The sequence below is a fragment of the Lacticaseibacillus yichunensis genome, from assembly GCF_003946405.1.
Taxonomy (GTDB): domain Bacteria; phylum Bacillota; class Bacilli; order Lactobacillales; family Lactobacillaceae; genus Lacticaseibacillus; species Lacticaseibacillus yichunensis.
On record NZ_RHOG01000021.1, the window covers coordinates 1 to 11,884 of the forward strand.

Sequence of the window (11,884 nt, forward strand, 5' to 3'; positions counted from 1 at the left end):
CTCGACGGCCCTCTGCTTCTCTTTTAGTGAGTACATTTAATATCATACCTGAAGTCCAACTTTTTGTCCGCACGCCCCGGTGGGCGTGCGGATTGGTGTGATGGTGTCACATTATTTGCGCGGGGGGCCCGCAGGAACTAATGTGACGGCATCACACCCAGCCACCCAGCTACCCAGCCGACCCGCACGGCCCCGCACAACAAAAAAAGCCGCGGACACACCCCGCGGCCAACACACAAGCAGTATTACTTAAAGAACGCATTCAGATAACTTGCCACGCCGTCATGCGCAACGTCGGTGGTGCGGTATGGTGCCTTTTCCAAGACGTTTGGAGCGGCGTTGCCCATTGCGACGCCGTATTTGACATACATCAGCATTTCCAGATCATTGTTGCCATCACCGAACGCCATGGTGCGGTCCAGGGGATGGTCGAGTTGCGCGCACACACGGCGGATGGCGTCTGCCTTATTCACGCCATGTTTGGTCAATTCGATATTGTCGATGAAGGAGCTGGAGGTATCGAGGCCCGCCACATTTTTTAGCCGGGCGCGCCCGGCTTCAAGCAAGGCGGCGTCGTGGGGCTCGATCACGATGCCGTTGGTGATCTCCTGCTGGTGGGCGCGCAGGTGCTCGGCGGAGTCGATGCGGATGTAGCGGTCGGGGGCTTCGCCGGCGACGCGCCGCTTACCGTCCTCGGTGTAATCCGCGGGCAGCTGATCGAGGTACAGCACGCGGTCCTTGGAGAAGAAAAAGGTCGGCAGGTGGAGGTCATGGGTGATGTTGTAGATGTCGGTCAGGGTCTGGGCGTCAAAGTGTACGCTGGTCACCTTGCCATCGACTTTGGTGACGGAACCGTTGGAAGCGATGACGTTCAAGTCGGGGCCCACCATGTTCGCGATCTGCTGGGCGGAAAACAGGGCGCGGCCGCTAGCGATAAAAAAGCGGTGGCCGGCTTGGCTCAGGCGGTGGATCGCGTCGAGGTTGGCAGGGGATGGTTTCAAACTGGGGCCGATCAATGTGTTGTCGACGTCCATGAAGATCAGATAGGGAGACATGACGAGACATCCTTTATTATTTATTTTTCCGCATCAATCTTAACGTTTCAGGCGGTGGGGTGCAAGCGCTGCCGCGGTCTTGGGAAAATTCTCATATTCTTCACAGCATTCACAGATTAATCCTATTTTGTGCATGAGTTAGCCAACTCTCTTCGCTATTTTAAAACTAGTCCCCAGACGGACAGAGAAGGGAGTCTCAATATGAATTTTGTCAAACGCGCCTGGCTCAACTTGTGGGCGAGAAAGGGTCGGTCTGCCCTACTTATTCTTGTTACCGCAGCCATTATGCTTTTCGTGCTGGCCGGCCTTTTGTTGCGCTCAGCGGCCAACACCGCAGTCGCCAACGCGAAAAGTAGCGTCGGCGCTACGCTCACGCTCAGTGCCAACCGGGAAGCCGCGTTCAAGAAGATGCGCGAGCAGATGGAAGACCAGAGCCAAGATAGCGATTCGGATAGCGACACCACGCCGACACGGCCAAGTCTAACGATGACGCCGGTCAAGCTCAGCGATGCCGAGAAGATCGCGAAGCTCAGCGGCATCGAAAGTTACAATGTGTCGGTGTCGACGTCTGCCAATGCCAGCGGGTTTGACGTGATCGAAACGTCGACCGGCACCAGCATCATGCAGGGCGGCGGCGGTTTTGGCGGCCGGGGCGGCTTTGAGGACAATTCCGGCGACATCACGATCAGTGGCGTTTCCAGTACGGCCGGCGCCACCGCTTTTTCCGATGGAACGAACACGATCACAAAGGGTCGCGGCCTGACGTCGGATGATATCGGGACGAAAAATGTCGTGGTAGAGACCGAGCTTGCCAAGCAAAATGATCTGGCGGTCGGCGATACCATCAAGCTGAAGTCCCTGAAGACGGATGATGCGGCGGCCAAGAGCTACACGGTCACGATCGTTGGCATTTACAAGGCCAAGTCCAGCAGCACCGCCCAAATGGGACCTGGCGCAAGCGACCCCGCCAACACAATTTTCACCAGCTACTCGTTTGCCAACACCTTGAAGGGGAGCGATGCGAAAAACACGGCAGACTCCGTTATTTTCACCGTGTCCACGCCAAGCAAGGTCGATAGTGTGCAAAAAGCGGCGAAGAAGCTGATCAACACCAGCAAATTCTCCATCGACAGCAATGATGCCAGCTACCAAATGGTGAAGGCCTCGATGTCGTCGGTCACAAGCTTTGCGGATAAGATCGTCTGGCTGGTCGCGATCGCCGGCACGATCATTCTCGCCTTGATCGTCATCTTGATGATTCGCGAGCGGCGCTTTGAGATCGGCGTTCTTCTGGCGCTTGGCGAACGGCGCGGCAAGATCATCGCGCAATTCTTCTGCGAACTGCTGGTGGTGTTGCTCGTTGCGATCGGCCTGGCGAGTGCCGGCGGTCAGTTCGTCGGGGATAAACTCGGCGAGCAAGTCGTCGCTTCGGCGCAAACGTCGACCACGAACAACGCGCAAGGCGGCTTCACCCGAGGCGGCGGCCAGGCCCCGAGCGGCGATCAAGGCCAAGGCGCCCCGAGCGGCCAAATGCCTGGTAATATGGGCGGGCGCGCGTCTGCAAATCAAGCAGCAATGCAAAAACAGGCGAAACTCTCCACGCGCATCACGCTCAAGGATGTCGGCTTGCTCACCGTCTTGGGCCTTGCCATCATCTTGATCGCGATCACAGCGGGCGCCGCTGGCATCTTGCGTCTGCAGCCGAAAAAAGTGCTGATCGGTAGCTGAAAGGAGCCCCCTCATGTTAGAGACAAAAGATCTATCCTATTGGTACACAAACAAAGAGGATTATTTGTTCAAGGACCTCGATTTGACGTTTGACGCTGGCATCAGCTATGCGATCGTCGGCGAAAGCGGGACGGGGAAGACCACGCTGATCTCGCTGCTTGCCGGCCTCGACAAACCTCGGGCAGGCAAGATCTTGTTCCGCGGCGAAGATATTCAGGCAAGCGGCCTCAGCAACTTCCGCCGCCACCATGTCAGCATTGTTTTCCAAGCCTACAACCTATTCACCTATATGTCCGCCTTGGAAAATCTGATGACGGCGCTGTCCATCACCCACTCCAGCCACAATGGTGATCGCCAATACGCGATGCAGATGCTGAGCAAGCTCGGTTTGACCGAGGAGCAGATGAAGCAAAACGTCCAGCGTTTATCCGGCGGCCAGCAGCAGCGTGTCGCGATCGCGCGCGCCATGGTTTGCGATGCCCCGCTGGTCGTCGCGGATGAGCCGACCGGGAACCTCGATGAGGCCAATTCCGATGAGGTGATGGCGCTGTTCAATCAGCTGGCGCATGATCAGGGCAAATGCGTGATCATCGTCACCCATGATGCGGCCGGCGCGGCCAAATGCGACGCGGTCTTGCGCTTGAAGCACCGCGAGCTGACTTGGCAAAAACAGCCCCCTGTTCCGGCGATGGTGGATTAAGCAGATTTTTCAAAGGATTCGAAAAACCCCGCCACGACTGAAGAAAGTCGTGGCGGGGTTTTGCTGTTCTGTTGCGCAGTCGCGCTTATTTTGCGTTGACGACTTGCCAATCGCTGGGCACAACGAAGGTCACATCAGTCGATGCAATCGAATTTTCCTGGCCGGACCAGCAAAATAGGAATGCGGACCAGGTGCCGCTGTAGCGCCAGCGGGTGACTGAACTGCGGACCTGCGCCTTTTGCCCATCGACAACGGCGGTGGTGGCGTGCAGGCCCGGTTTTGCGACTAGGACTTTGGTGCTCAGCGGATTGGTGCGATACAGATACGCATTTTCCTTGCCGGCTGTGCCGAGTGGTTGGGCCAGCAACACTTTCTCCTGCTTCGCGCCAACCAGTGGGGCGGTGGTCAAGGTTGTTTTCTGCACCATGCCGAAATGATTGACGTCATTGGCGGCGATACCCGCGGCGGACAAAATGATCAAGGCGCCGAACAGCAGTGTCATGATGCGGCGCAAGGCCCCACGCTGGGAAAGCACGGCGAAAAGGAAGAAGCACAGCGCCGAAACGGAAAGAATGGCTAAGATCATCGCGCGGCACCTCCTTTATCGGCTGGATCTTTTTTCAAGAAGAAACTGAGGGCAAAGCCGAGTGTCGCCAAGATCACGGAAACGATGAAGGCCGCGCGGTAGCCGGCAACGGTTGCGTTTTGCGCGCCCAGCGCGTATCGCATCGGCTCAGCGAGCTTCAGCGCGCCGGTCGGCATCTGGCCCTTGGTGACGGTCGACAAGACGGAGACCAGGATGGCGGTGCCAATTGAGGCGGCCACCTGGCGAACGGTGTTGTTGACGGCGGTGCCGTGGTTGATCAGGTTGGCGGGCAGCGCGTTCATCCCGGCTGTGGTGACAGGCATCGTAACCATGGTGATGCCAAACATCCGGACCGTGTACAAAACGGTGACGAAAATGATCGGTGTCTCAGCCGTCAGCGTCATCAGTGGTACTGTCCCGACCAGCAGGAGGAACAACCCGGTGTTGGCCAGCCGGCGCGCGCCGATGCGGTCAAAGATGTTGCCGGTGATGGGACTCATGATGCCCATCATGATGGCGCCGGGCAACAGAATCAGGCCGGAGTTGAAGGCGCTTTGGCCGCGAATCGTCTGAATGTACATCGGCAGGACCATTTCGACGCCGACCATGGACATGAAAGCCACCGCGGTCAAAATGACGGACAGCGTGAACAGCGGACTCTTGAAGACGCGCAGCTCCAGCAGTGGCGTTTCCATGTGCAGCTGGCGCCAAACGAAGAGGCCGACGAATAGCACGCCGATGAGCAGGGCCGCGATGACGATCGGGCTACCCCAGCCTTCATCGCCGACCGTTGAAAAGCCGTACAGCAGGGAGCCAAACCCAAGCGTCGATTCGATGACCGACAGCACATCGATCTTCGGATTCGTCGTCGGCAGAACTTTGCGCATGCTATAGCTGGCCAAGATCAAGACCAGCGCGGCGATCGGCAGAATGACGGAAAATAGCGAGCGCCAGGAATGGTTGAGCAGGACCCAACCAGACAAGGTAGGACCGATCGCAGGCGCCAGGCCGATGACGATGCCGGCCAGTCCCATCGCCGAGCCGCGCTTGTTCGGCGGAAAAATGGAGTACATGACGGTTTGGAACGTGGGGGCGGACATGCCGACGCCCATTGCTTGAATCAAACGCCCGGCAAGTAGCGCTTGAAAACTCGGCGCGAACCGCGACAGTAGCGTGCCCAAAAAGAAAATGGACATGGCAGTCATGTAGAGATACTTAACATTGAATTTGCTCAGGAGCCAGGCGGACACCGGAATCATGATGCCCATCACCAGCATGAAGCCGGTGGTCAGCCACTGCACCGCAGAGGCGTTGATGTGAAAATCCTTCATCAGCGTCGGAAACGCGGTGGTCAAGATCGTTTGCGTCAGGAAGGTCGTGAACGTGCCGATCAAAAGCGTGGCGACCATCAGCCCACGATGATACGGCTTACCGTTAACATCAACGGGAGAATTCACGTGAATCAGATCCTTTCTATTTGAAAAGGGTGCGGAAGCTCGCGGGATGTCCGGGCGGCTAGTTTGGCCCAGTGCGTATGGCGCATTTCGCCTCGAGTGCACGTGACAGTTAGACGCTCTAGCCCTAGCCCGCGAAGCCCAACTGTGAGGGTGCGGAGACCCGCGGGACACTGGACCAATTAGACGGGCCTCAACTTCGACCCCAACACCCAGCGAGGCTCACCCGAGTTCTATTTTCATTCCCGCACTCATTTTTAATGAAAATTGCAATTAATAATGATAGCACTTTTTTGCAAATCTGTATATTAAAACGACTCGGCGGAAAATGCGAGAGTCCTTGTTGCTGTTGCGCCGAACCGTCATTCAAAAAAATAAGTCAGCACGCATCTCGGCGTCCTGACTCAATTTTTACAACTTGATTTTCAAGGTCTTACTCGTCGTCATCCGTGGCGTCTTCGTCGTCATCGGGGATGATCTCTGGGCCAACCGTGACGTTGAACCAGTTGGCAAAGCCGCGCGAGAAATCGGCGACGGTGAAGGTGTAGCGGTCGACTTGAACGCTGTCGTGCAGCTTGAGCTCAGGATGATCTTCCATCAAAAAGCCGGCGACGGTGATGATCTCTGAATCCTGGAACTCGCGGAGCTTGGTGTGGAAGAACCGTTCGAAATCATACAGCGTGGTTTTCCCGCTGACCTTGTAGACATCTGGGTCCTCTGTTTTGATGATGTATTCATCGGAGACGTCATCGATCTCGTCTTTGACAGTTCCGAATAACTCTTCATAAATATCTTTGTCAGTGACGATGCCCGAGGTGCCGCCATATTCATCCACGACGACCACGATCGGTGCCTGTTTTTGAATCATCTGCGTCAGAATCGTTGAGATCGGGGTGACTTCCGGGACGGTGATGATCGCGCGCAGAAGCTTGGAAACATGCACGCTGTCATCGACCTGGGCCTGTTTGACGAGGTCGTAGATGTAAACATAGCCGAGCACCTTGTCTTTGTCGCCATTTGCGACGACCGGGAAGCGGCTGTAGCCTTCTTGCAGATATTTGCGCAGGACCTCTTTGACCGTCGCGGTGATATCGATGACGACCAAGCTGGTGCGGTCGACCATGATGTCATGCGCCTCTTTGTCGTTGAGGTCAAAGGCGCGCTGCATGTACACCACATCGTTTTGGTCCATTTCGCCGGTGGTCACGGCTGCCTTGGAGAGATTGAGAATCTCCGCCTGGCTAAAGGCCTCGTTGCCTTCGTCGGCAGGCTTCATGCCAAGCAGGCGCACCAGTCCGTTCGCGGACACATTGAGCAGCCAAACGAAGGGGTAGAAGACCAGGTGAAAATAGTGCAGCGGTGTGACGACCAGCATCAGGACCTTGATCGGAATGTCGATCGCGATGTTTTTCGGCACGATCTCCGTGATGACGACTTCCAGATAGGTCAACACAATGACCCCGAGCACGGCCCCCACTGCATGGAGCCCACCGTTTGGCAACTGGAGATGCACCAGCTGCATCAGATCGATCAGAATAAATTCCATGAAATCCTCGCCGATCCAGCCGAGGATGATCCCGCAGACCGAGGTGCCGACCTGTGTGGTTGATAAATATTCATTCAGCCGGTGGACCATGCGCAAGGCGCGCTGCAATTTCTTGCGGTTGCCTTGGCCCTGGTCCAGCATTTCCTCAAGTGCACTTGGCCGGCTTTGCACCAACGCAAACTCCGCCGCAACAAAAAAAGTGGCGAAGACGAACGTGATGACTAGTATTCCTAGATTAGAGGCAACTTGGCCACTATCCATTCATTCATTCCTCATTTCATGCATATGTGGCTCTATTTTAACATTTTTACTCGCGGTGTACACGGGGACCCGCGCGGCATCGCGTTTCCCCAAGCCGGCGGGCGGTGGTGTAGAATAGAGACGGTAATTGCCGAAATGAAGGAGACGCAGATGGATCAAGTGACGATGTACCGCGAAACGATGCGCCGCTTCGCGAAAAAACCGGAGTGGCCGATCAGCGAATTGATCACGGAACCGCTGCCCGCAACGTCTGGCAGGGCTGAAGGTCAACGACGCCGCACGGGCGAGGGCAAAACGCCTTTCACGGCTGATGACGAAACGCTTGGCCGGCCGGTAGACGAAACCCCGTGGCGGCTGGTGAACGCGGATGTACTGACGGTGATGGCCAAGCTCCCCGGCCGCGTCGGCGTGATGAATTTTGCCAGTCCCACACGGCCAGGTGGCGGGGTGGAGCTGGGCGCACAGGCGCAGGAAGAGGCAATCGCAAAGGGCACCTACCTTGTGCCGGCGTTGGAACAATTTTGCGCAACGTATTATGAAGTCAACCGCGCTCATCCCAACCGCGGCCTCTTTTCGCCGTGGCTGATCTATTCGGCGGGGGTGCGGCAGGTGTTTTCCGGAACCGGCGCGCCTGTAGCCGACCACCAAGTTGATATCGTGACCGTGGCGGCTCCGGATCGGCGGCGCGGGCACCTGAGCGATGCCGAGGCCCTGGCGGATATCGAATTCAAAATCAGCCAGACCTTGCGCGCGATGAAAAAACATGGCGTGACCACCCCCATCTTGGGCGCGTTTGGCAGTGGGGTGTTCGGTAATCCCCCGCGGGAAGTCGGCCGCCTGTTTGCGCAGCAATTGGCCCGGCCGGAATTTGCCGGCGTGTTTGAGACGATCTGGTTCGCAGTTTATGACCGGCGTGGCACGGTTTTGCCTCTGTTTGTGGCGGGACTCGGCCGTGATCTGAAGGAGGAAACAATATAAATGGTAGAAGTTGTTGTTTTACAACATGCGGATAATTGTGGACCGGGCTTTGTCGCGGATTGGGCGGCGGCGCATGACGTGACGCTCAAGCTGCTTAGGCCGGATCAAGGTGAAAATCTGATGCCGCTGCGGGCCAGCGAGTTGAACGGTCTAATCATCCTGGGCGGACCGCAAAGCGTCAATGATGATCTGCCGTGGCTGTCGTCTGAGCGAATTTTGGTGCGGAGCCTGGATCAGCGCAATCGGCCGGTGTTTGGCATCTGCCTTGGTGCCCAGCAGATCGCCCGGGCGTTTGCGGCGGGAGTTGGCCCGCTGACGTACCCGCAATATGGCCGCACCATGGTCACGAATGCGGCGACTGGCGCGACGTTGCCGGTTTTTGAGGCGCACACAGAAGGTATCACCGCTTTTCCGGGGATGACGCAAACGTATTCAGACGAGCTCGGCGCGGTGCAGGGCTTCAAGTATCATCGACATTTGGCGGCGGTCCAATTTCACCCGGAGCTGGACGTTGCGGCGTTTCAGACCATCGCCAATGAAGAAGGATTTGCATCGGCCCCGGTCTTGACGGAGGCGGAAGTGGCCGCCAGCAAGCAATTACTCTTCGATGAACTGGACGCCTGCTTTGCATTTTAAAAAGGGTGCGAAGGGCCGCGGGATGGTGGAACAGCTAACTTGGGCCTGGCGCTTGGGGCTGTCTTTAGCCCCGAGTGACAGGCACAGTTAGATGTTTCCGCCATGCGGCCCGGCGCCCGACAAAGACAGTGTGCGAAGCGGCGCGTTTAGGCCTGCTGCATTCCTCATTCGAGAAACGAAAACCAGTACAAAAGGGCCAGCCCAAATCCTGCGCAGTTCGCACAGATCTTGGTTGGCCCTTTTGAACGACCTATTTTGTTTTTTTCGTTCGACTCGACAAGATGAATTGAACCGTCTCCTTGAGCGGCAGGCGCTGATCGGAAACTTGGTACCATTGATCGATGGCCAGACGCGAGGTGAATAACTCGCGAATCTGGAGCCCATCGGCCGGCTTGGGGTCAAGCGGGGTGGCTACCGCGGCAATCAGGCGACCGCTTGGCTTGAGCAACCGACTCAGCTGGTGACTGGCGGCGTGCAGGTCATCTTGGCGCAGATCAAAGGTCCCGACGATCAGGTCAAACGGCCCGCTGAGCAATTTCAGATACCCATCTGGCATGATGCGATAGCGCAGGCGATCGGAGCTGGCCGTTTCACGCGCCTCACTCATCGCCGCACCATCATTGGAAATGCCGAGGACCTCGATCGCCCCGTGGTTGATCGCATAGCGACAAAACCAGCCATCGCCTGCATGAATCACAAGAACGCGCAGGCCGGCGAGCTTGGGCATTTTTTGCGCGAGCGCCTGCCACAGCGGCTGCTTATTACCAGTCGTGGTGGGCAGCTTCTCGGGGCTCGGGGCCATATTCGGGTAATCCTTATCCATGCGGACACTTCTTTCTAGGCAGGCAACCGGTGATCAATCGACAAAGAGCAGCTGGAACTCGTGCTTGGTGATGTCGATGTTGATCGAGATGTGGCGGTTCAGATCAGCCACCAGCTTGCGGGCAAAGGTCATTTTGCTTTCGAAATCTTTGAGGCCAGCAGTCAGCGGAATGCTGGCAAAATCGTAGTTCTCGCCGATGAATGCCGGGTCGGTGACGAACTTGAGATTATTTTCATCATGGCGGCTACCGGGCTTGAGCACACTATCGATGTAGTGGTACAAGTCATCGGGTGAAAAATTCAATGGCTTTTGCAGGTCGGTGGTAATGGTGAATGCAGGGGCGTCGTCAGCCAACACGTCGTTGACCTGGACCTGAGTCAATCCTTGATACAGTTTCATCGTGCGATCCCTTCTTTCTATTACCTATCAGTATACCGCATGCGGCCAAGATGTGGGCCGAGAATGCTTGGAAGGGTGTGACGCCGAGCGCTTAGGGGTGGACAACTAGATGTTCCACCCCTGCTCGGCGGAGCCCAACTGTGGAAGGGGCGATGGCCTACCGGAATCAAAAAAGCCGCTCGAGGCGGCTTAAGCGCTCAGTCTTTGTCGGCTGAAGCGATGATCAAGCCCGCAGTAAAGGACGCGATCAAGTTCTTCTTAGAAGGCGTCAACGGCTGATCGTTATAGGTCAACACGGTGGTATCGCTGAGCAGATCCTCGACGCGAATGACGGTGCTGCCTTCAAGAACGACCTTCTTTTCTTCGGCAGGTGCGTACTTGTCTGGAAAAGCAACGGCCAAGATCTCAAGCGGTTCCGTGTTGTAATATTCTGCAAGTTTGCGAATACTGCGTTCACTTGGCACCGTTTGATCGTTTTCCCACTTGGTAAAGCTTGCTGGAGAGGTGTGCGTTGCCTTTGCGACGGTGACGATCGACTCGCCGCGATTCTTGCGAATCCGGCGGAGGGTGCTTCCTACTGTTTCTGTCATGTGTCTCACCACGTTTCTATAAGTTAGAGGGGACGGACAGGCGCCCCGCATCATTGATTAATGTAACTGTATTTAATGGAAAATGCAACGAAAACGCTCGTTGTTATCACTTTTTTTATTTACGTATCTTGACACTTGTTATTAACACGCGTGCAATCGTTTGCTTTGCCTCTCGGACGTAGCTGATACCGGGAACCGGTGGATGGAATTGCGACGGAAACGGCAAGAATGGCAATTATTTTTTACGGCTGAAGGCGTGGCGGCTGGAGGAGGCTTTTCGGAGCATAAATTTGCTTCAAGCGCCAGGGCCAAGTTAGCTGTTCCACCATCCCGCGGGCCTTCGCACCGTAGTTGGGCTACGCGGGGCAGAGGTGAGGCAGGTAGTCGTCCCGGCCACTCGATGGCCAAGTGCGCCATCAATCGTCCCGGCCGCCCTACCTGCTCACCGCTGAGTGCCCCGCTTCGCACCCTAGTAGGGCTCAGGCCTGCATGGTGGAAACATCTAGGCACCTCAAGCGCTCGATGGCCAAGCGCGCCATCAATCGCTTGAGCCGACCTAGCTGTTCCACCATCTCGCGGGCCTTCGCACCCTGTCTTTTTCTTGTTTTTCCCGGCTGGCTGGCGTAGGCTTATTGGTATAGAAGACAAGGAAGTGATCATATGGATCAGGAGTATACCACGATCTTGGTTCCCGTTGATGGCTCTGATGAGTCAGATCTGGCTTTCCATAAAGCGGTCAAGGTCGCAACGACGAATCACGCGCATCTCGATATTCTGAACGTCCTGGACACCAAGCAGTTTGTCGGTGGCTATGGCGGCATGATCTCCGGTGACGCGATCTACCAGCTGACGCAGGATGCTGAAAAGTACCTGGATGGGCTGGCGGAGCGGGCGAAAAAAGCCGGGTTGGACGATGTTGCGATCCATATTCGTTTCGGCAATCCGAAGACGGTCATCGCGACAGATTTTCCGCATGACCATCACACCGACTTGATCATGATCGGCGCCACTGGTTTGAATGCCGTGGAGCGCGTGCTGGTCGGATCTGTCACCGAGTATGTCAATCGCACAGCGCCTTGCGATGTGGTGATCGTCAAGACGAAGACGAACGACTAGGCAATTGTTGAG

The 11,884-nt window shown here is 56.4% G+C and carries 12 protein-coding genes; 5 read left to right on the forward strand and 7 right to left on the reverse strand.

Annotation, left to right across the window (positions count from 1 at the left end; all coding sequences use genetic code 11):
* Positions 1-245: 245 nt before the first annotated feature.
* Complete coding sequence (locus tag EKM95_RS07265; RefSeq protein ID WP_125697183.1) at positions 246-1,055, reverse strand: HAD family hydrolase; 810 nt, start codon at positions 1,053-1,055, stop codon at positions 246-248.
* Positions 1,056-1,256: 201 nt separating this feature from the next.
* Here EKM95_RS07265 and EKM95_RS07270 point away from each other — a divergent pair, with 201 nt between their 5' ends.
* Together EKM95_RS07270 and EKM95_RS07275 are read left to right on the forward strand one after the other, a co-directional pair.
* Positions 1,257-2,783, forward strand: coding sequence for an ABC transporter permease (locus EKM95_RS07270; protein WP_125697184.1), 1,527 nt, complete (start codon positions 1,257-1,259; stop codon positions 2,781-2,783).
* A gap of 13 nt (positions 2,784-2,796) precedes the next feature.
* Positions 2,797-3,483, forward strand: a complete 687-nt coding sequence (locus tag EKM95_RS07275; protein ID WP_125697185.1) for an ABC transporter ATP-binding protein — start codon at positions 2,797-2,799, stop codon at positions 3,481-3,483.
* An 85-nt stretch (positions 3,484-3,568) separates the two neighbouring features.
* Here EKM95_RS07275 and EKM95_RS07280 read toward each other — a convergent pair whose 3' ends face one another.
* The 3 genes from EKM95_RS07280 to EKM95_RS07290 form a co-directional block, all read right to left on the reverse strand.
* Positions 3,569-4,069: a DUF4811 domain-containing protein gene (locus EKM95_RS07280; RefSeq protein WP_125697186.1), complete on the reverse strand. Its 501-nt coding sequence runs from the start codon at positions 4,067-4,069 to the stop codon at positions 3,569-3,571.
* Positions 4,066-5,478, reverse strand: a complete 1,413-nt coding sequence (locus EKM95_RS07285) for an MDR family MFS transporter (protein WP_379897147.1) — start codon at positions 5,476-5,478, stop codon at positions 4,066-4,068. The genes EKM95_RS07280 and EKM95_RS07285 overlap by 4 nt, the downstream gene beginning before the upstream one ends.
* A 478-nt stretch (positions 5,479-5,956) precedes the next feature.
* Complete coding sequence (locus EKM95_RS07290; protein WP_125697188.1) at positions 5,957-7,330, reverse strand: hemolysin family protein; 1,374 nt, start codon at positions 7,328-7,330, stop codon at positions 5,957-5,959.
* A gap of 150 nt (positions 7,331-7,480) precedes the next feature.
* Between EKM95_RS07290 and EKM95_RS07295 the strand changes: the two genes are divergently transcribed.
* Positions 7,481-8,308 (forward strand): TIGR02452 family protein, encoded by an 828-nt coding sequence (locus tag EKM95_RS07295; protein ID WP_125697189.1) that lies wholly within the window; start codon positions 7,481-7,483, stop codon positions 8,306-8,308.
* On the forward strand, positions 8,309-8,944 hold the full coding sequence (locus EKM95_RS07300; RefSeq protein ID WP_125697190.1) for a type 1 glutamine amidotransferase: 636 nt from the start codon (positions 8,309-8,311) through the stop codon (positions 8,942-8,944). It abuts the gene before it with no gap.
* 250 nt (positions 8,945-9,194) lie between these two features.
* Here EKM95_RS07300 and EKM95_RS07305 read toward each other — a convergent pair whose 3' ends face one another.
* The 3 genes from EKM95_RS07305 to EKM95_RS07315 all read right to left on the reverse strand — a co-directional run bounded on the left by EKM95_RS07305 (position 9,195) and on the right by EKM95_RS07315 (position 10,756).
* Positions 9,195-9,767: a class I SAM-dependent methyltransferase gene (locus tag EKM95_RS07305; protein WP_125697191.1), complete on the reverse strand. Its 573-nt coding sequence runs from the start codon at positions 9,765-9,767 to the stop codon at positions 9,195-9,197.
* 33 nt (positions 9,768-9,800) lie between these two features.
* Positions 9,801-10,166 (reverse strand): hypothetical protein, encoded by a 366-nt coding sequence (locus EKM95_RS07310; protein WP_125697192.1) that lies wholly within the window; start codon positions 10,164-10,166, stop codon positions 9,801-9,803.
* A 197-nt stretch (positions 10,167-10,363) separates the two neighbouring features.
* Positions 10,364-10,756, reverse strand: coding sequence for a helix-turn-helix domain-containing protein (locus EKM95_RS07315; RefSeq protein WP_125697193.1), 393 nt, complete (start codon positions 10,754-10,756; stop codon positions 10,364-10,366).
* Positions 10,757-11,416: 660 nt separating this feature from the next.
* Here EKM95_RS07315 and EKM95_RS07320 point away from each other — a divergent pair.
* A complete protein-coding gene (locus tag EKM95_RS07320; protein ID WP_125697194.1) occupies positions 11,417-11,872 on the forward strand; it encodes a universal stress protein in 456 nt (151 codons plus the stop codon).
* The last annotated feature ends 12 nt before the right edge of the window (positions 11,873-11,884 follow it).

What these genes read in the sequence shown, in the direction of transcription:
- EKM95_RS07320 (WP_125697194.1), top strand. Translation starts at nt 11,417, where the DNA reads ATGGATCAGGAGTATACCACGATCTTGGTTCCCGTTGATGGCTCTGAT.
- EKM95_RS07280 (WP_125697186.1), bottom strand. Translation starts at nt 4,069, where the DNA reads ATGATCTTAGCCATTCTTTCCGTTTCGGCGCTGTGCTTCTTCCTTTTC.
- EKM95_RS07295 (WP_125697189.1), top strand. Translation starts at nt 7,481, where the DNA reads ATGGATCAAGTGACGATGTACCGCGAAACGATGCGCCGCTTCGCGAAA.
- EKM95_RS07315 (WP_125697193.1), bottom strand. Translation starts at nt 10,756, where the DNA reads ATGACAGAAACAGTAGGAAGCACCCTCCGCCGGATTCGCAAGAATCGC.
- EKM95_RS07310 (WP_125697192.1), bottom strand. Translation starts at nt 10,166, where the DNA reads ATGAAACTGTATCAAGGATTGACTCAGGTCCAGGTCAACGACGTGTTG.
- EKM95_RS07285 (WP_379897147.1), bottom strand. Translation starts at nt 5,478, where the DNA reads ATGGTCGCCACGCTTTTGATCGGCACGTTCACGACCTTCCTGACGCAA.
- EKM95_RS07275 (WP_125697185.1), top strand. Translation starts at nt 2,797, where the DNA reads ATGTTAGAGACAAAAGATCTATCCTATTGGTACACAAACAAAGAGGAT.
- EKM95_RS07300 (WP_125697190.1), top strand. Translation starts at nt 8,309, where the DNA reads ATGGTAGAAGTTGTTGTTTTACAACATGCGGATAATTGTGGACCGGGC.
- EKM95_RS07265 (WP_125697183.1), bottom strand. Translation starts at nt 1,055, where the DNA reads ATGTCTCCCTATCTGATCTTCATGGACGTCGACAACACATTGATCGGC.
- EKM95_RS07305 (WP_125697191.1), bottom strand. Translation starts at nt 9,767, where the DNA reads ATGGATAAGGATTACCCGAATATGGCCCCGAGCCCCGAGAAGCTGCCC.
- EKM95_RS07270 (WP_125697184.1), top strand. Translation starts at nt 1,257, where the DNA reads ATGAATTTTGTCAAACGCGCCTGGCTCAACTTGTGGGCGAGAAAGGGT.
- EKM95_RS07290 (WP_125697188.1), bottom strand. Translation starts at nt 7,330, where the DNA reads ATGGATAGTGGCCAAGTTGCCTCTAATCTAGGAATACTAGTCATCACG.